Annotated in this window: 19 protein-coding genes; 15 read left to right on the plus strand and 4 right to left on the minus strand. The window is 68.9% G+C overall.

Annotated elements, in window-relative coordinates:
- The first annotated feature begins 32 nt into the window (after positions 1–32).
- The 6 genes from JS756_RS11300 (at position 33) to JS756_RS11325 (ending at position 3,995) form a co-directional block, all read left to right on the plus strand.
- The gene (locus JS756_RS11300; RefSeq protein ID WP_205382911.1) at positions 33–719 is read left to right on the plus strand and encodes a hypothetical protein; all 687 of its coding nucleotides are present in this window, start codon (positions 33–35) and stop codon (positions 717–719) included.
- Between the two features lie 186 nt (positions 720–905).
- Positions 906–1,319, plus strand: coding sequence for a head decoration protein (locus tag JS756_RS11305; protein WP_307790514.1), 414 nt, complete (start codon positions 906–908; stop codon positions 1,317–1,319).
- Between the two features lie 12 nt (positions 1,320–1,331).
- The gene (locus JS756_RS11310) at positions 1,332–2,375 is read left to right on the plus strand and encodes a major capsid protein (protein ID WP_205382912.1); all 1,044 of its coding nucleotides are present in this window, start codon (positions 1,332–1,334) and stop codon (positions 2,373–2,375) included.
- Between the two features lie 12 nt (positions 2,376–2,387).
- Positions 2,388–2,753: a hypothetical protein gene (locus JS756_RS11315; RefSeq protein WP_205382913.1), complete on the plus strand. Its 366-nt coding sequence runs from the start codon at positions 2,388–2,390 to the stop codon at positions 2,751–2,753.
- Positions 2,754–2,822: 69 nt separating this feature from the next.
- The gene (locus JS756_RS11320) at positions 2,823–3,149 is read left to right on the plus strand and encodes a hypothetical protein (RefSeq protein ID WP_205382914.1); all 327 of its coding nucleotides are present in this window, start codon (positions 2,823–2,825) and stop codon (positions 3,147–3,149) included.
- Between the two features lie 6 nt (positions 3,150–3,155).
- Positions 3,156–3,995 carry a hypothetical protein gene (locus JS756_RS11325; protein ID WP_205382915.1) on the plus strand — a complete coding sequence of 280 codons (840 nt, stop codon included), beginning with the start codon at positions 3,156–3,158 and terminating at the stop codon, positions 3,993–3,995.
- Between the two features lie 9 nt (positions 3,996–4,004).
- On the opposite strand, the gene JS756_RS11330 is transcribed toward JS756_RS11325, so the two are convergent.
- On the minus strand, positions 4,005–4,472 hold the full coding sequence (locus JS756_RS11330; protein WP_205382916.1) for an SAM-dependent methyltransferase: 468 nt from the start codon (positions 4,470–4,472) through the stop codon (positions 4,005–4,007).
- A gap of 31 nt (positions 4,473–4,503) precedes the next feature.
- Positions 4,504–5,892 carry an NsdA family TPR-like regulatory protein gene (locus JS756_RS11335; protein WP_205382917.1) on the minus strand — a complete coding sequence of 463 codons (1,389 nt, stop codon included), beginning with the start codon at positions 5,890–5,892 and terminating at the stop codon, positions 4,504–4,506.
- A gap of 328 nt (positions 5,893–6,220) precedes the next feature.
- Here JS756_RS11335 and JS756_RS11340 point away from each other — a divergent pair, with 328 nt between their 5' ends.
- The 9 genes from JS756_RS11340 (at position 6,221) to JS756_RS11375 (ending at position 16,611) form a co-directional block, all read left to right on the plus strand.
- Positions 6,221–6,823 (plus strand): ATP-binding protein, encoded by a 603-nt coding sequence (locus JS756_RS11340; protein ID WP_205382918.1) that lies wholly within the window; start codon positions 6,221–6,223, stop codon positions 6,821–6,823.
- On the plus strand, positions 6,820–7,407 hold the full coding sequence (locus JS756_RS11345; protein ID WP_240203608.1) for a hypothetical protein: 588 nt from the start codon (positions 6,820–6,822) through the stop codon (positions 7,405–7,407). The genes JS756_RS11340 and JS756_RS11345 overlap by 4 nt, the downstream gene beginning before the upstream one ends.
- A 167-nt stretch (positions 7,408–7,574) precedes the next feature.
- The gene (locus JS756_RS36670) at positions 7,575–7,778 is read left to right on the plus strand and encodes a DUF5999 family protein (RefSeq protein ID WP_240203609.1); all 204 of its coding nucleotides are present in this window, start codon (positions 7,575–7,577) and stop codon (positions 7,776–7,778) included.
- A 482-nt stretch (positions 7,779–8,260) separates the two neighbouring features.
- Positions 8,261–8,458 carry a hypothetical protein gene (locus tag JS756_RS36675; RefSeq protein WP_240203610.1) on the plus strand — a complete coding sequence of 66 codons (198 nt, stop codon included), beginning with the start codon at positions 8,261–8,263 and terminating at the stop codon, positions 8,456–8,458.
- A gap of 220 nt (positions 8,459–8,678) precedes the next feature.
- Positions 8,679–8,855 (plus strand): FxLD family lanthipeptide, encoded by a 177-nt coding sequence (locus JS756_RS11355; RefSeq protein WP_205382920.1) that lies wholly within the window; start codon positions 8,679–8,681, stop codon positions 8,853–8,855.
- Positions 8,856–9,085: 230 nt separating this feature from the next.
- Positions 9,086–12,013: a lantibiotic dehydratase gene (locus JS756_RS11360; RefSeq protein WP_307790516.1), complete on the plus strand. Its 2,928-nt coding sequence runs from the start codon at positions 9,086–9,088 to the stop codon at positions 12,011–12,013.
- Complete coding sequence (locus JS756_RS11365) at positions 12,010–13,284, plus strand: lanthionine synthetase C family protein (protein WP_205382922.1); 1,275 nt, start codon at positions 12,010–12,012, stop codon at positions 13,282–13,284. The genes JS756_RS11360 and JS756_RS11365 overlap by 4 nt, the downstream gene beginning before the upstream one ends.
- A gap of 23 nt (positions 13,285–13,307) precedes the next feature.
- Positions 13,308–15,389 carry a methyltransferase, FxLD system gene (gene fxlM / locus JS756_RS11370; protein ID WP_205382923.1) on the plus strand — a complete coding sequence of 694 codons (2,082 nt, stop codon included), beginning with the start codon at positions 13,308–13,310 and terminating at the stop codon, positions 15,387–15,389.
- A 100-nt stretch (positions 15,390–15,489) separates the two neighbouring features.
- A complete protein-coding gene (locus JS756_RS11375; protein WP_205382924.1) occupies positions 15,490–16,611 on the plus strand; it encodes a hypothetical protein in 1,122 nt (373 codons plus the stop codon).
- A 230-nt stretch (positions 16,612–16,841) separates the two neighbouring features.
- Here JS756_RS11375 and JS756_RS11380 read toward each other — a convergent pair whose 3' ends face one another.
- Complete coding sequence (locus JS756_RS11380; RefSeq protein ID WP_205382925.1) at positions 16,842–17,093, minus strand: hypothetical protein; 252 nt, start codon at positions 17,091–17,093, stop codon at positions 16,842–16,844.
- Between the two features lie 92 nt (positions 17,094–17,185).
- Positions 17,186–18,733 (minus strand): IS1182 family transposase, encoded by a 1,548-nt coding sequence (locus JS756_RS11385; RefSeq protein ID WP_205383132.1) that lies wholly within the window; start codon positions 18,731–18,733, stop codon positions 17,186–17,188.
- Positions 18,734–18,742 lie beyond the last annotated feature (9 nt).

Raw genomic sequence — 18,742 nt, forward strand, 5'->3', positions numbered from 1 at the left:
GGGGGCGCTGGAGACCTGTGGATGGTTAACGCATGACGCGCCCCTCACTCCCCAATCCGCTCGGACCGGTCGGGCACCGCCGTGACGGGCGGCCGATCTATCCGATCCTCGGAGCCTCGTCCGAAGACGACTCCAACAAGCCCGGTGACGAGGACGGTGCCCCGAACGGCGGTGTCACGCAGGAAGATCTCTCGCGGCTGCTGGCTCGCGAGAAGACCCAGGGCGGCCGGGCGGCTGTGAAGAAGCTGCTCGGCGACCTCGGCTTCGACAGCTTCGAGGCGCTGACCGAGTTCATCACCGCGAAGCGCGACGCCGAGCAGGCTGCGCTGACCGAGATCGAACGCCGTGAGCAGGCCGCTGAGGAGAAGCTGAGGTCAGCCGAGACGCGTGAGGCGCAGGCCTTGGCCAAGGAGCGCGCTGCCATCCGCCGTGCTGCCCTCGGCGGACTCGGCGCGACGGAGGACGACCTTGATGACGCGGTCCTCTTGATCGACCGTGCCCTGCACGATCAGCCCGACGCGGACGAGGCGGCTGTCGCCGCTGCCGCTGAGCAACTAAAGGAGCGACGGCCCGAGTTGTTCGGCCCTGTCCGGGGAACCGTGCCGCCTGCTCCGGGCGGATCTCCCGCCGGCGGCCCGCCGACGCGCGGAGGCATTCCACCCCGGCGCGGAGCGGCGGGGCTCGAAATGGCCCGGCGGCGAGGGCTCATCAGCAACTGACCCTGTCCACGAGACATGGCCGTGGGACCACGCCCCTCAAACCGTGGACGCCCTTCCGGAAGCCGGTCGGGCTGATCAGGGACCACGCCCTGGCGCGGCTCGGCCGTCGTCATTTCGTGGACACCGCCCCTTGCAACTTGCGCCGGGTGCGGGAGGAATCCGATCCGCACCCACGAGGGAGACATCGTGAGCGACTACCAGGTGCTCACCACTGTCACGACGGTCACCGACGACCGGACATGGCTCGCTTCACTGGACGGGGTCCACGAAGCCCAGACGATCCCCATCGACACCAGCAAGCTGACGGTAGGCACCCACTACACGGCGGGCACGCAGAACCAGCCCCGCCACATCATCAAGTCCGGGATCCCGCTGGGCAAGATCACCGCGTCCGGCCTGTACGCGCCCTACGACTCGGCAGCCAGTGACGGCACGCAGATCCTCGCCGGGTTCCTGGTCGCCGAGACCGCGTTCACCCCCGGCTCTACGAAGACCGCGGGCGCACTGCTGTGGCGTGGCGAGGTGCAGGCGTCGAAGCTGCCCGTCACCTTCGCGCCCCCCGTCGCCGCGAACACGACCGCATTCATCCACTACCGGTAAGGAGGCAGCCCCATGGCACTTGAGAAGCTTCTTGAGGCGATCGTTCCCGAAGACATCCAGGCGTTCATCCGAGCGATCACCACGCCGGAGGACTACCTCCTCACGCGCGAGGTGTTCGCCGAACGGAACATCGACAACGTCAAGTTCCGTACCAAGAGCAGCAAGCGGCGCGTCAACGCGGCGAAGTTTCGCGCGTGGGAAGCCGCGCCGACCCTCGCCAGGCGGCGTGCCGAGCAGGTTATCAACGAAGGCATGCTGCCCTGGGTCGGCCAGGAACTGCCCTTCTCCGAACTTCAGATCATCCTGGCCGCCGTCGACCGTGGCCAGGACACCAGCGAGTTCCTCGACCTGCTCTACGACGACCTCGAACAGCATGTGGAGGCCACGAAGGCCGCCATGGAGATCGCCGCCGGACAGATGCTGTCCACCGGTGTGGTGTCCCTGCCCGGAGTCGCCCTGGACGTCGACTGGAAGGTGCCGGCCGCGAACCGGCCGACGGTCGCGGTGCCGTGGTCCCAATCGGATGCGGCGACCCCGATCACCGACGAACTGGCGTGGATCCAGTACCTGAAGAGTATCGGCGCGCCGCGCCCCGAGCGGGTCATCAGCTCGGAGAAGGCGCTGTCGCTGCTCGGGTCCACCGCGGAGTACCGGGCCGCGTTCCACAACTCGCCGTCCAAGGACCAGATCCCGACCGGGATGCTCGCACCGGAGGAGGTCAACCGGGTCCGCGCCAAGTACAACCTGCCGCCCGTGACCACCTACGACGTGCAGGCGTACGACAGCAGCGACAACCTGGTGCGCACGACCCCGGAGTCGCTGTGGGCGATGATCCCGCCGCGCCGCGAACAGTGGGGCGAGACTCAGTACGGGCTGACCGCCGAGGCGATCGAGCTGCGCGGCAAGGGAGTCATCACTGCCGAGGAGGCCCCCGGCATCGTGATCACCACCCACGTGCAGACGCGTACCCCCGTCCAGCTGTCCACGATCTCGGCCGCTGCTGCGATGCCCGTGCTGTACGTGCCGGACATCCACATCGCCGCGACGGTCTTCTAACGGGAGCTGGTCATGGCGAAGTTGGCGCGCACGGTATTCCTACGAGACCCCGAGCAGGGCCCCATCCGGCTGGAAGCGGGAGAGGAGGTTCCCGAGCGGCTCGCCCCGCTCATCCCCAATCCGGCCGCATGGTCGGAGGAGCCTCGCTCTCCGGATGAGGCCACCTCCCCAGACTCGATCGGCGCGGACGGCGACGCGGAAGAGACGCCGACCGTGGCGGACGCTGCCTCGGAGCCGGAGCCGGAGCCGGAGCCGGAGCCGGAGCCGGAGCCGGAGCCGGAGCCGGAGCCGGAGCCGGAGGCTGGCGTCATCGCCCCGGCCCAGGCGGCGCAGCCGGCGCCCAAGCGACGCAGGAAGCCCACCGAGACCGACGAGTGAGCCCCGACCCATCCCGGCCCGTCCACGCCTTCATCCGCGGGGGCGGGCCACGGTCATCCAGGAACACTGATGGACCCGACACTCCTCGCCTGGCTGCGAGCACAGCTCGGCCCCGCCACCGATGAACAAGACATCGCCGCCCGCTATGCGCGCTTGGGCCGAGCCCGCGACGTCGCAGCGGAAGTCCTCACCGAGCGCCGCGCCGCGCTCCTCGCCGAGCCGCTGCGCATGACGGTCGACGGCGTCGTCACCATCGACCAGAGCAACAACCTCGCTGGGCTGGAGCGCCAGATCGCCGGCCTCCAGGACCTCGTCGCTCCGGACGATTTGGCCCCGGGGGAGGCGAGCGCCAACCTGGTCACCGCGCCGCTCCTGCCGACGCGGCGCACCAGGTAGGGCGCCATGCCGTACGAGTGGCCGCCGCTGGTGCCGGGAGACCCTGACGAGATCGCGCGCCGGGTCGCTGCCGTACTCGAGGAAGCCTGGGAACGCCTGGCGAGCAAACAGCAGGATGTGCTCGCCAGGTTCGCCGACAACCCGCGTACGCCGTACACGCTAACCGCGCTGGAGGAGTTCAAGCAGTCCATCCGTGAGTTCCGTCAGCGCGTGGACCAGGAGGCCCAGCAGTTCGTACGGCGGCAGCTCCCCCACCTGTACGAAGCCGGAGGCCGGAAGGCCGCCGAGGCCCTGGGCATGACCTTCACCTGGACCACGTTCCACCGGGACGCTCTCCAGTCGCTCGCGGCAGACTCCTACGCCGACTACCTACGCCGCTCTGAGGAAGCCGAGCGGATGGCCGGCCAGTTCTATCGCGTAGCGCGGGAAGCTACGCGCCGCGAAGTGCCGCTGCTAGCGGCAGGCAACATGACCGCGAAGCTGGCCGCGAAGAACCTCGCGGATCGGCTGGCCACCAAGCACAAGCTGACGTACGTCGTCTACCGCAACGGGGCACGGGTTCCGGTGCGCGCGTGGGCCGAGGCCGCCACGCTCGCGAAGTCGGCCGTCGCCTACAACGCAGGCACTCTCAACCGAACCCGCCAGGCCGGAGTGACCACGGTGGAGGTCTTCGACGGAGCGGACTGCGGCTGGACCACCCACCAAGACCCCGACAAGGCCAACCGCACGGTGCGTACTGTCGATGACGCGGCGGATTGGCCGATCTCCCACCCCCGTTGCCGTCGTGCCTTCGGGCCGCGCCCGGATCTCACCGGATCGACGAGCGCGGCTTCCGGGATCACGTGATCGCAACCGTCACGACTCGGCCCAGTACTCGCTGAGCATCTCGCCGGGCCAGGCCGGTTCGTGGATCTCGCCTTGAGGCCCCATCTCCTGGAAGTAGGGGCCGAGGTCGTAGATGGGAGTCCCGTCGACCGCGTCCAAATCGGTGACATGGAGGTCCAGGCCGTCGACCTTGAGCAGCCTGGGGAAGCTGGTGGCGAGTTGGTTCGGGCGTCGGTGGTTGCGATGCGCGAACGTGCCGGATGGTTCCCAGCGAGGGTTGTTCCGGGGGCTGCGTGCGTGCAGAGCAACGTCAGTCGGGGACGCCTGGCTGAAGTGCCAGGTGACGATCAGGTGGGAGAACTCATCCAGTCCCTTCACGACTTCGAGGGGGAACTTCGGGTCAAGGCGGATGATGCACTCGACGCCGCCCCAGTTGTCGTCCGAGACTTCAGTTCGGCCACCGACAACGGTGCCGATGGGCTCGATCTGCAGAGTCATAGTGCCCTCCTCATCCCTCTGCCGAACGTGATCAATCTACGGTGCGCAGGTAGTCGGCTGCCCTGGTTTCCAGTTCGACAGCGGCTGGGATGCCGCGCCGCCGGTACGGCGAGAGGAAGGAGCGCATCTCCACGACGCGCTGCCGAGCTCGGCCGGAGTAGACGCCTTCCTCCATAGCGTCGAGGGCCTTGGACCAGGTTGCACACGCCTCTTCCACATTGCCCGTAGCAATCTGTGTCGCCCCGAGGTATCCGAGCGTCACGGCGTGCGTCCTCTTGAATGCAGGTCCGCGAGTCCGGACGCTGCGGTCAAATTGGCTGATTGCCCCCTTATGGTCCTTGAGGTCGCGCAAGGTGCATGCCGTCTCATGGGCCAGTGAAGCCTCGCCGAAGAAGAAGGTTCTGGCGGGCTCTTCGATGCCGTCATGGGCGCTGCGGAGGTCGTCTTCGGCCTGAAGCAGCGTCTTCATCGCCTTCTTGTCCTGCCCAGTTGCAGCGAGACAACGGGAATGGACAACGCCGAGCAGTGCCCGCTCTCGTGGCGTCGCGGACTGATATCGCTGGCCAGCGACTGAGGCCGTCGAGAGCTCCAGGGCCTTGCTGAACAGACCCAGGTCTAGGGCTTGATGCGCCATGGCACGGAAGATGTGGCCCGAGAGCGGAGCGTCGGCAGCTCGGGCGGCCAGCTTCAGTCCAAGAGCGAAATACCGCTCGGCGATGTCATGCTCGCCGTTGTCGAAAGCCATCCAGCCGCTGAGGTAGGACGCTTCTGCCGCGGCGGAGAACATCTGGCGGCGGACGTGGTCATTGGGGAACGTTCCTACGAGATAGCGGGCGACGTCCGAGCGCAGGTACTCGACGAGAGCGGTCCGGCCGTGTCCGCCGCCCCGGCGCTGGTCCATACGTGAGAAGGCCAACGTCATTTCGCGCACGTTCTCTACGTCGCCTCCGCCGACGCGCTGGGAGCCCTTCTGTTCCGAGTTGGCTGGATCCCTTGCCATCTCGGTCCACCAGGCGTCGGAGGGGACAACAAGGGCGGCGGCCGAGTACACGCCTCCACGCAGTAGGTTCCGCCTGTCCGGATCCAAGTCAGTGCTCCCCAAGTCGGTCAGCGCGGTCAGCGGATCGACGCGCCAGTCCAGCGCCCCCTGCGCCGGCGAGTCAGGCGCTGTGAACCCGGCTTCGGCAGGAGTGATGATGCGCTTCAGGCGACGGGACAGCGCCTCGCACATGATTATGGGGGCCTGACCAGATGGGGCGTGTCCGGCCACCCAGTGCTGGACGTGCTGGCGAGCGATGTGGGCGTAGTCGGTCAGGCCGCTCTCATTTGCGATTCGCACGAAGGCGCTCGCCGCCTGGGCCCGTGACCAGCCTGCATCCTTCAGTAACGCCTCGAACCGTTCGTTCCGCTCGCGCGCCATGATGCGGCCCCCGCCTGCTGATGATCTTGAGTCAGATTTGTCAACTGCGCTCGGCGCGCGTCGACATGAGGTGGCAATCCAAACCTATTGCTGAATCCCAGACGACATCCACTGAACTGAACCGAAAGCCTTTGCCGCCGTTGACCGGAAGTGAGTAAACGATCTTGTGTCACGTTTGGCAGCGGCGCTCCCGCTGGCGGGTACCCGGGTCGAGCCGGGGGCGGTTTGCTGTTCGTAACCACCACGTGGCTCGCGTATGGGGCGCCGATTGCTGAGCTGCCCAGCCCTCTGGGCGCCGGAGCCCCCAGCCATGAAACAGGGAGTCCCCGTGAACCCGTCCCCGCACTACCCCGCCCCCACCGCCGCGGTGACGGCCGGGTTCAGCACCAGACCTGTGCCGTCCACCTCTGTGCCCACGCAGCGTCCCGACAGCGTCAAGGAGGAGTCCCAGCCCAAGCTGTTACGGCTCCGCTTCATGGTGCCTGACGAACCGGTGTTCGTGTGGGACGGAAGCGTTACTGCGACCGCCGCCGCTGGCAGGAACGCCCGGCTTCTCGCTCGTACCCGCCTCACCGTGGCCCGGTGGACGGGCGATGTCGAGGACGCAGCCCGGATCGTGGAGAAGCTCGTGGACAACGCGGTCAGGCACACTCCCGTGGACGAGACCGACAAGATCCAGGTGCATCTGTACGTCGACTCCGCCGGCCAGCTGCTGGTCGAGGTCGATGACCCGATGCCGGAGCTCCCCGGCTTCTTCGCCGCGTTGGCCTGGCAACCTGCCGGTGAGGGCGAGAAGCCCCGCGGCCTGTGGTGTGTGCAGGAGGCTGGGGCCGAACTTGCCTTTCGCCGTCGACGGGACGCGAACGGCCTGGTGATGGGCAAAGCCGTTCAAGCCCGGCTGGCCGGGGCAGTTCTGGAGGTCTCGGCATGACGACGACACAACTGCCCCGCCGTGATTCCAAGGTCGACCAGCGTCGCCCCGCCCCGGAGGTCCATTTCAACGAACCGCTGTTGAGGGGTGTGCCCCGCGAGCCGGCTGCGGACATGGGCACTTTGGCCGACCGCATCCGGCGCCTGATGGCTCTCTCGACGGGACAGCAGCTCACGCTTCCGCTCGGCGGTCAGTACTTCGACATCGTCGTCACCGCGAGCGGTCCCGCCGCATACGGGGTGGTGAGACTCATGGACGAGATCCAGCGGTCCCCGGGCGACGCCCCGGACGCCTGTGGCCCCGTCATCGAGGATCCCCAGCGTGGCTGGCTGATCTGGCTCGTTCCGCCTGGGACCAGTGACCGATGGGCGCCCCACCGCTTCGCGATGTGCCTCGGCAGGCCGCATCAGCTCGCGCTCCCTCCGCTGGATCAGAGCGAGCCGCCCGGTCCGTACTGGCTGAGGCGCTGCCGCAGCGACCGCCTCGTGCCTTCTGGGCCGCTGCGGGATCACCTCAACCAGTTCCAGCCCGGCCCCGTGCCGCACGAAACGCTACTGAGCTCGGTACTGAACGACATCTCGTGATCTCCGCGTACGGCGAGGCGCCCCGTCCTCTCCGCACGCGGCACTAGCTCCCTGCTGCCGAGGCTTTCATTTCCCCCGGTATGGGTGGCAGGGCCTTGACCGTAGAGGAATCAGGGAGCGGGCGTCACGGCTCCACGACCCAGACCTCCCTGTCGATGAGGAATCCCATGTGCCAGCACCAACCACCATGTCCACCAACAGATGCTACGGATCGTGAAGCCGCTCGTGCCGCAGCCCAGCAACCGGCGCAGGGCTGGACGCTGCTCTGCAACGGAGTCCTCCTCTTCGCGGACACCGGCGAGTTGCTGCCGGACGGGCGGATCATCGCACCGAACCGCCCGCTCTCACACGCGGTGGCGGCTGCGGCATGACCCTCCCTGCGCCGTGGTCCGCCGTCGTCCCATACGTCACCGCCCGCCGTGGCGAGGAACCAGAAGTCGCGGCCATGCTCGGCCTCCGGCCCGACGGCGGAGGGCTGTGCTACTTGGACGAGGGACCGGATGATCGGGACGACCAAGGAGTTCTCTGGGCCCGGTGCTCGCAATCCCGCGATGACGGCTGGCCGGTCGGGTCTCCACGATGGGGCTTGGTACATCCGTCTCGGCAGCGCGAGACGATGCAGGGCCTACGGTGTCAGGTCTGCATCGTCTCGCCGGCCAGCCGCACCGCCAGCGGTTACCTGTTCCTCGCAACGCGGCCAAGAGACGCAACGCCGCCGGATTGGCCCGAGGGAGTCCTCACCTGGCAGCCGCCCCTCTGCCTCGACTGTGCCGCAACCGCGGTCGAGCGGTGCCCCCACCTGCTGAAGCACGGCGCGGTCGCGATACGGGCACGTGTTCCGCGCCTCTACGGGGTGGTCGGCACGCTCTACACCACGGGGGCTGATCTGCGGCCGGTGCCCGTGGTGGTGAGCGACGAGGCGAAGGACGTCCCACTGCCCTATAAGGACCACCTGCTCAGGCCCTGGTTTCTCGCCTCGCAGCTCGTGCGCGAGCTGCGCGGCGTATCGGTTGTCGACCTCGAACGGGAGATCGCGACAGCCCGCCTCTAGACGGCCGCCTCGGTGAGTCGGTGAGTACGAGCCCGACCACCGAGGCGGCGCAAGACTCCGGCCTGGGACAGGCTGCCCTGCACGTTCTACGTCGAGGGCATGGCACCTCGGGCCGGTGGCCGGGAACCACCTCTGCGGCGCTGTGGTCTTCATACGCTCCGCACGGAGGTGCCTGGCAGAACCACCATCCGCAAATCCACTCGCAGTCACGGGAGTTCGCATGAGTCCCCAGATCACACACACCACGCAGGTGAAGCCGCAGGGCTCGGGCACGACGTCGGACGGTTTCGACCTGGACGTCACCCTGGTCGAGGTCTCCGACACCGCCGGGCTGATCAGCCTGACGGACGACGGCTGTGGCGAGACCTGCGGCGCCTGCACCACCAACGTGGCCTGACCTGACACGCACGTCATCCCAGGCCGGTGCCTTCGCGCCTCATCGAGCGAAGGCACCGGCCGCCCGCCTGGACCACGGAGGTCGTGTTGGCTTCGAGCACCGCGTTCCGCGCTGGGAAGACCGCTATCCTCCGTGCGGTCGCTCGGCCGGAACTTCCCGTATCCCCGTGCCCCGACCTGGATGACCTGTCCCCGCGGAGCGCGGTTGCCCGCCTCGCGTGGCTGCGCCAGGTGTGGTCCGAAGAGGGCGTTGCCGAAGCCCTGGATCACGCCAGCCCGGCTCTTGCCTCGCAGGTGCGCGTGCTGTGCTCAGCCAGCAACCCGGCCGAGCGTGATGTGCGGCGAGCGGTCGCTTCGGTAGCCCGCTACGTCCTGCGCGCGGAACACCGGGCGACGCCGTTCGGCCTGTTCGCTGGCGTTGCCTCGGCCTCGATCGGGGCACGGGCACGCGTGAAGTGGGGTCCGGAACACACGGCCGTCGGCCGGGCGAGTGCGGAGTGGCTGACTGCCGTCATCGAGCGGCTGGAGTCGTGCCCCGAGCTGCTTGAGCGCCTGGCGGTGGTCCTCAACAACACCACGGCGAGCCGTGGTGATCGGCTCATCGTGCCGTACAAGTCCGACCGCCAGGGCGCCCGTGGGCGCGCGGTCGAGGCGTCCCTGGCCCTGACCGACCCGGTGAAGCTGGTCCTGTGTAGCGCCCGAGAGCCCATCCGCGTCGGGCTGCTCGTGGACAAGCTGACGGCCGAATTCCCAGCGGCGGGACCGGCGAAGGCTCACCGCCTCGTACGGGAGCTGATTCGGAACGAGGTCCTGATCACCAGCCTGCACGCTCCGAGCACCGAAACGGACGCGCTGGGATACTTGCTGGGCCAACTCGGCACAGCGGGGGCGGACGGTATGGCACCGATCGCCGCCGCCATCCGTGAACTGCACGCCGTCCGTGACGACCTGAGTGATTGCGCCTCGCGCAGCGGACGGAGCCGAGCCGCTACGCGCATGCGGGCTCAAGTTCCGGAGCTACGTCGCCACCCCGTGGCTCTCGACTTACGCCTGGACGCGGAGGTCGAGCTTCCCGAAGAGGTCGCCCACGAGATCGCGCGTGCCGCCACCGTCCTGACCCGGGTCAGCGCCCATCCGTACGGGACGGCGTCGTGGAAGGCGTATCAGCGCCGGTTCTACGAGAAGTACGGCATCGGCACGATGGTGCCGCTCAACGAAGTCGTCGCCGACAGCGGCACCGGCTTTCCCGACGGTTATCCGGGCACCCAAGACGACGGGCGCCGCTCCCGCTTGTCCGTACGGGACGACACCTTGGTACGGCTGGCGCAGACCGCTGTCCTCGACGGCCGCGACGAGGTCGTGCTCACCGACGAGCTGGTAGCGGCCATGGAGCTGGGGCCCGAGCGCCCGAGGGTGCCGCCGCACCTTGAAGTCAGTGTCCGCGTGTGCGCCGCCAGCACCGAGGACCTGGACCGCGGGCGCTTCCGGCTGGAGGTCGCGAGCGTGTCACGTGGCGTCGGTGTCACCACGGGCCGGTTCCTCAGCGTGCTGGCTCCCGACGCCCGCGAACGGCTGTCAGCGGAACTGGCCGACCTTCCGTCCGCGGACGCCGGCACCATCCCCGCCCAGTTGTCCTTCCCGCCGCTGCTGCCCACGAGCGCCCACGTCACCCGGGCCCCGCAGGTCCTGTCCACCGTGATCAGTGTTCACGAGCACCGGGCCGCCAGCGGCGATGTGCTCGCGCCCGAAGACCTGGCGGTGGCCTGCGATGGGCGTCGCATGTACCTGGCTGCACCCGAGCGCGGGCGACGGATCGAGGCCGTGGGAATGCACGCGCTGAACCTCAGGGAGCACACCCCGCCCCTGGTGCGGTTCCTCACCGAGCTGTCGCGCGCCCAATGCGCGCAGGTCACCTCGTTCGACTGGGGCGCCGCGAAAGCCATGCCGTTCCTGCCCCGATTGCGCTACGGGCGCACGGTGCTTGCCTCGGCACGGTGGCGGATGGAAGCGACCGAGCTGCCCGGCCGCGACCGCCCCCAGGCGCAGTGGGACACCGCCCTCGAAGACCTGCGGACCCGGAGACGGATGCCTCAGCGGATCGACCTCGCCGAGGACGACCGGCGCCTGCGCCTCGACCTCGGCCAAGCCGGACATCGAACGCTGCTGCGCCAGCATCTGAACCGCGTCGGCACTGCCGTCCTCGTCGAAGCCTCGGACGCCGACGCGTACGGGTGGTGCGGCGGCCGGGCGCATGAGGTCGTCTTGCCACTCAAGGCGACGCGATCACCGGGGTGGCCGTCCTTGCCGACCCCCGTCCCCTCCCGCACCTTCTCCCCAGAGCAGATCCAGACGCCGGGCGTCTCGTCTCTGCTGCTGGCCACCCTGTACGGCGACCTGCGCCGTCAGGACGCCCTGCTCTCCCAGCATCTCCCGAACCTGCTGGATCGACTCGGTGGCCCGCCGTGGTGGTTCATCCGCTTCCGCGACCCGGATCATCACCTGCGAGTGCGCATCGCGCTGCCCGGCCCCGAAGCCTTCGCCGAGACCGCCCGCACGATCGGTACCTGGGCTGAGGAACTGCGTACCACGGGCCTGCTGTCGGACATGCGCTTCCCCACCTCTTACCGTGAGATGGGCCGTTGGGGCTCGGGCGCGGCGTGGGACGCCGCCGAGGAGGTGTTCCGGGCGGACTCGCGCGCCGTCGTCACTCAGCTCCGCCAGCTCCAGCGTCCGCACCAACGTGCGCTGGTGGCCGCGCACACGATCTCGATCGCCACCGCGTTCCTCGGCAGCACCGAGGCCGCGATGCGCTGGCTGGTCGACCACATCCCGCCAGTCGCCCCTGTTGCGGTGCCGCGTCCGCAATTCACCGAAGCCGTACGGCTGGCCGATCCGTCCGACGGCTGGTCGGCCCTGCGCACCGTGGCCGGTGGACAGGCCGTCATGGAGGCGTGGGCCGACCGGGACGCAGCAGTCGCCGCCTACCGGCTGCATCTTCCCGGCCCTGACACCGAAGGCATCGTCCTGGACGACGTCCTCTCCTCACTGCTGCACGTCCACTTCGTCCGGCACGTCGCGGTCGACTTCCCCGAGGAAGAGGTCTGCCTCTACCTCACGCGCGCCGCCGCCCTGGCCTGGTTGTCGCGGAGGGCCCGATGACTCACACACTCGCGGTCAGGACAGTGGACGCCGTCGCCGAACTTCTCGCCGACCCCGCCACGACGCCGCCGGAAACGGACGCTGCGTCTTCGCACCGCCAGCACCTCGCGTACGGACCCACCGGCATCGCCCTGCTGCACATCGAGCGAGCCGCCGCCGGCACGGGCTCGTGGAAACGCGCTCATGCCTGGCTCACCGCTGCTGCACGGCAGCCGTTCACCAGCGGACCCGACAGTCACCCCTTCTACGGCGCGCCCGCCCTCGCCCACGCCTTGGCCTGCGCCGCAGAACACCTGCCGGGCGCCTACCAACGTGCCCGGGACTCCCTGGACCGCCAGATGTCCGCCGACGTTCGCCACCGCTTGACCGCCGCGAACCGCCGCGCCGACGCGGGACGCCTTCCGGATCTCGCCGAGTTCGACACGATCCGGGGCCTGGTTGGCTACGGGGCCTACTTCCTCCGTCACGACCCGGCCGGGGCCGACGTCCGCACCATCCTCGACTACTGCGTACGGCGCACCGAGCCGATCACCCACGAGGACGAAGTCCTGCCTGGCTGGTGGACGCCGACCGGACCATCCGGCCGACCCGACGACCGCTTTCCCGGCGGCCACGCCAACAGCGGCATGGCTCACGGCATCGGCGGCGTCCTCGCGCTGCTGGCCCTCGCCGCGCGACGCGGCATCACCGTCGGCGGGCACCGGGAAGCCCTCCACACGATCCTGGCCTGGCTGGACCGATGGCAGGAGAAGACCGGCCCCGGCCTCGCCTGGCCGTACTGGGTCACCCGCGAGGAACTGCGCAGCGGCCACCTCGTTCCATCAGCACCCAAGCGCCCTTCCTGGTGCTACGGCACAGTCGGCGTCGCCCGAGCGCAGCAACTCGCCGCCCTCGCACTCGGCCGCGCCGACCGCCAGATCGAGGCGGAAGTCGCGATCGTGGCCGCACTCACAGATATCGCCCAGCTCAAGGCCACCACGGACAACGGCCTGTGCCACGGCTTCGCCGGTCTCGCACACGTAGCGGCCCGGACCGCCGCCGACGCCCACTCGTCGACGGCTGGACGGCTCCGCGCAGCGGTACCACCACTGCTGAGCGCGGTCTGCCCGCCGGGCACCGTCCCGGAAGACGTGGCCAGGGCGGTCACTCAGAACGAGGAAGCCGGACCCGGATTCCTGAACGGCGCTGCCGGTATGGCGTTGGCGCTTCTGGCTCCTGCCACCACCGCCACACCCGCCTCAGCCTGGGACTCCTGCCTGCTCATCGCCTGATCCGCCGATCGAAGGACCCCGTCATGCCCCCGGACCGCTGGCATCAGCACCACGTCACGTTCACCGACCGCACGACCGCCAAGCGAGCCATAACCGAACGCCTCGGTCCCGCACTGCTGGCGGCCGAGGAAGACGGGCAGCTCGTCGACTGGTGGTTCATGAACAAGCAGCCCTGGCCGCTGCGATACCGCGCAGCCAGGCCGTCCCCGTTGATCGAGACGCTGCTGAGCGACCTCGTCCGGGACGGCACGGCCCAGTCGTGGATGCCTGGCATCTACGAGCCGGAGACCACTGCCTTTGGCGGGACGAAGGCCATGGACGCCGCTCACGACTTGTTCCACATGGACAGTCGTCATCTGCTCACCTACCAGCCCGGACCCGGGCGGCTGGGACGCAGGGAGACGGCCGTCCTTCTGCTCAGCGCCCTGATGCGGGCCGCCAACCTGGACTGGTTCGAGCAGGGCGACGTGTGGGTGAAAGCCGCCGCGTTCCGACCGGCGACCGACCCCCTTGCCCCGGAGCGGGCCGCCGCTTTGGTCCCGGCGGTACAGAAGCTGATGACCGTCGACACGCGCAGCCTGTGCCGTCCGAGCGGCCCGCTCGGCGAACAGACGGAGTGGGTTGCCGCCTTCGAGAGGACCGGAGCAACGCTTGCTCAGCTCGCCGTCGGCGGCGAGCTCACACGCGGCCTGCGAGCGGTCATCGCCCACCACGTGATCTTCCACGCCAACCGCGCAGGTCTCCCCTCGGGTGACCAAAGCGCCCTGTTCAACATCGCACGAGAGGCAGTCATGGGATCGAGTGACAACACCGCGTCGTCCAACGAGGGCACGCCCGAAACCACTAGCGTCAGGCCGGTGAATACCGACACGATGACCACTTCCGAGGCCGACGCGACGCAGCTCCGCAATGCCCTGGTCGACAAGATCCGCGAGTCCGGCTACGCCCGCACGCCCGCGGTCGAGACTGCCCTGCGCACCGTCCCGCGCCACCTGTTCGTGCCCGACGCCACGCTCGAAGACGCCTACGCCAACGTGCCGGTAAACATCAAATACGACAGTGACGGCACGTCGATCTCGTGCGCCTCCCAGCCCAGGGTCGTCGCGCTCATGCTGGACCAACTGGACGCCCAGCCCGGCGAACGCATCCTCGAACTCGGCGCGGGCACCGGCTACAACGCCGCCCTGCTCGCCCACCTCGTCGGAGAGAGCGGCCACGTCACGACCATCGACGTCGATGACGACCTGGTGGAAGGAGCCCGCGAGCACCTGGCCGCGGCCGGGTTCATCAACGTGGAGGCGCTGACCCGCGATGGAGCCCTCGGCCATGCCGAAGGAGCACCGTACGACCGGGTCATTGCCACGGTCGGCGCGCACGGCGTCCCGCACGCTTGGATGCAGCAACTTGCGCCTGGCGGAAGGCTCGTCGTTCCCCAGCGACTCAAGGGCAGCGTGTCCCGCTCCATCGCCTACGAACAGCGCGACGGCCGCTGGACCAGCGTCAGCAGCAAGATGAACACCTTCATGCCGCTGCGGCGCGGCATCGCCGACGACGACCGCCGCGTCATCCCGCTCAGCACGGACGGCTCCGTGCGGCTCCAGGCTCCCGCAGGGCAGCCCATCGACGCCGAGGCCCTGGCCGGCGTGCTGGAGCAGCCGCGCTCCGAGCAGTGGACCGGGATGATGGTCCGCGCGATGGAGTCGCCGGAGTGGATGGAGCTGTTCGTGTCCTGCTCGCTGCCCAGCGGGCTGATCCGGATGCTGTTCCCGAAGGACGCCAAGGGGACTCTCCTCACGGACGACCCCTACCCGTCGTCCACTGCGGCCGTGGACAAGGGCGCCGTCACGTACCTCGCCCGCCGGCTGTCGGACCAGAAGACCCCCGAAGGCGGCAAGCTCTGGGAGTTCGGCGTCATCGGACACGGCCCCGGCAGTGACGAGCTGACCGCCCGGGTCGCCGACACGATCCGCACCTGGGACCGCGAGTACCGCGACCGGGAGGCCACATTCGAGATCCAGCCCCCGGACGCCCCGGCGATCGAGCAGAGCCCCGGCCTCTTCACTCTCGAAACTCCGCTGAACCGCATCGTCGTCGACTGGCGGTGACGTCAGCGGGGACGTGACGGCGGCGGTGCCCGTTGCACGACCGACGGGCACCGCCGATTCTCTTCGCTCCAGCCCCTACCCGTCGTCCCAGGGGGGACATATGGACCCGCACGGCCCGATATCAAGGCGTTTCCCTCTCGTCGCCCGGTTCCGGCCCGCCTGCCCGCCGCTGCCCGCTCGAGTGCGGGCCTTGGCGGAGCTGGCCGACAGAGCGGCGGAACAGAATGACCAGGGGCTGGCCTCCACCGTCTTCAACCAAGCTGCGCTTCTCGCATCCGACCTCGGTCTTCCCGACCTGGCCCGGTCAATGTGCCACCGACACGCCCACGTGTACCTCCACGCCTGTCCGCTGGCCGCCATGATCGCCATCCGGGGGCTGGAACCCCTGGTCAACCTCGCCCGCTTGCAGATCCGCGCCGGCCAGACCGACGACGGGCGCCAGCGGCTTCTCGACCTGTACGAGTCCGTCGGCACCGGTAGCCCTGCTGTCTTCGAAGGCATCACCGTGCCAGCCAACTTGGCCGCGTCCGCCGAGGATCGGAAGGAAGTCCACGCGTGGCTGTGGCGTGTGGTGCTCGCTGACGGCACACGCACGCTGACCACGACGGGCCGCTGGAGTGAAGCCTTGGCTCACATCGAGCAGCACCGGGGCGTGGGCACAAGGATGCTCGACGGGCGGCAAGTTGCCGTAATAGCAGCCCTGACGGGAGGCGACAAGGAGCACGCGGCGGCGTTGCTCGCCGACACAACTCCCGGCGAGCCCTGGGAGCAGACGGTCACCGCGTGCCTGACGGTGCTGTCTCGCTGCGACGCAGGTCAATGCCACGACAGCATCGCGGTCGAGCTGGTGGACACCTACCTCAGCCGTGAAGCCGAACCGGGCCTGACCGTCTTCGATACCCGGCTCGGCCTCACGGTCCTGGACGCGGTCGGGCCCGAGCACTCCGGAGCCAGACGACTCGTTGAGGATCTGATGCGACGCATCACGGAAGCACGCAACGGGTACGCCGCCCGCGACGTCGTGTCGCATGCGCTGTTCCCTGCGCTCGCCACCGAACGCGAGGCACAGGCGTGCCGCGACCTGATCCGGTCCTGCGGCCTGGGAGCAGGAGTTCTCCCAGACGAGCTGTCGGGAGACCTCTCATCAGCTCTCGATCGCAGCGAAGTAGTGCTCACCAGTTCCTCTGCCGCCACAGCGACGTCGAACGCGCCTACCCGGTGAGTCCCGCTGTCCTCTGACAGACGATCGCGACCGTTTGCCAAGTGATCTCGACGGCCAGTGGGTTTCTGTCACCCGATCTTGACGGGGGCTGCCGATGCCGCCGGAGCGGGTGCCACGAGGTCACACTTGCTGACACTGTAGGGGGACGGCGACCCGCTGGGTGAACAGGGTGCAGCACCCTCAAACTGCCGTACGGCGACCTCACCGACCTTCCCAGCCAAGCTACGTCTCTACCTCCCGAAACGCGCCCGGCCCACACTGCTACCTGGCTTTTCCGGCACCACTATCTCCGCCCGCTGCTCCTCGTACGGGTAGTAGTCGGTCGGATCGGCCAGTGCCGGGTGCTCCCCGTTCAGCTCACGTTCCAGCATCACGCGCGCCTCTTCCAACGCTTCGCGCGCCGCCTCGAGATGCTTCGCTGGAAGCGCCCTTGGTCCTGTCCGCGGGTACGCGTTCTCCAACGCGATCTGCTCGTGCAGCAACTGGTCCCGTATGCCGGAGAGGACCTGGCCTAGAAGACTGATGAAGATCTTGCTGAGGGGTTGTCCGGCCGGAGGCCGGGCGGCCCTTCAGGTCATCCGATGGCCATGCTGAGGTGCCAGGTGTGGTTGGGTCGGGTGAGGCCGAGGTTGATCAGGCGGCGGAGGTTGAGGGCGGCGGTTCGGTGGTGGAGCCAGGTGTTGTTCTGGATGGTGCCGCGGTAACGCAGGCGCCGGTTCCCCCGGTGGACGAGCCAGGCGACAGCCCGTTCAACGGGGGGCCGCCAGCGGCGGTAGGTGTCCTGCCAGCCGGAGTCGGTGGCGGCCTGGCGGCGGGCTTCGGTCATCAGATCGTGGTGGGGCCGGATCGTGACGATGCGGTCGGCCTTGGCCTTGGTGCACCGCTCCCTCAGTTCGCAGCCGGCGCACTGCTCTGCTGTGAAGACGGCCTTCCGCTGTTGGCGCACGCCTGCAGGCGGCCGTAATTCAGCGGTTCGTCCCCGCGGGCAGACCACCGTGTTCCCCGTGGTGTCGATGGCGAAGTCGTCCAGGGTGAACCCGCCGGGGACGACCGGCCGCAGCGGAGCGGGCTTGAGGAACAGTCGGTGCCCGGCCTCCGTGAGAGCGGCCCGGGCCTCTTTGGTGCAGTAGGCGGTGTCACCCAGGACGTCGAGCGGACCGTCTTCGTCGGCCAGCAGGCCGAGACCGATGACCGCTTCGTGGTGGGCCGTCCCTGCTCCGGGGGTGAGCTCGACGGCGGTGACCAGCCCGGTCTCCGGCTCCATGGCCAGGTGGGCCTTGTAACCGTCCTGGTAATGGGAACGGGTCTTGTGGACGTGCCGGCTGTCGGGGTCAACGGTGGAGACCACCCGCTCGGACGCGGTGCCCCGGCTGATCCTCCAGCGGCCGTCCCGCCCGTCCAAGCCGTCCGCGGGCTCGACGTCCTGGCCCGCGACCAGGGCCAGCAGCCCGACCGCGTTCGCCGCCTTCTCCCCGAGACCCTGTTCGGGCAGATGCCCCAGGAGCCGTAGGGCGTCACCGACGAGAGCGTCGACCAGGGCGGCTCGGGCCTCCTCGTCGTTCCAGGCGATCCGCGGTTTGCCCGGGACTGAGTAGTCGTGCGCGGTGCACTGCCTGGCCGCGACGTCGGACGCTCCGGGAACCTCACGGATCACCGCCCGGATCGCGGACACCAGCTGGGTGACGGTGTCCTGGGTGGCCACCGCATCGTCCAGCACGGTGGAATCCAGTGCCCTGCGCTGCTTGCCCTTGAGCACGCCGGTGGCCCGCACGACCTCACGCACCGCCTCGAAGATCCGGTGCGGCCGGGCAGAGCGGGACAGTCGCCGCCGGAAGTACGACAACAGCGACGGATCGAACGCCGTGTCGTGCAGGCCCAGCCCGCATGCGGCCTTCCACCGCAGGTCACACCGCAATTCCTGAACCGTCTCGAAGTCCGACAGGCCATGCAGGGACTGCAGCACGACCGCCGCGGCCAGAACCTGCGGCGGCATACTCGGCCGCCCGTTCGCCGACGGATACATGTCCGCGAACATCTCCGCCGGAAACAGCACCGGACGATGCTCCGCCAGGAACGCGAAGACACTCCCCGCCGGGATCAACTCCCGACACGACTCCCACACGTCCGGCCC

The organism is Streptomyces actuosus (genome assembly GCF_016921115.1).
GTDB classification, from domain to species: Bacteria; Actinomycetota; Actinomycetes; order Streptomycetales; family Streptomycetaceae; genus Streptomyces; species Streptomyces actuosus_A.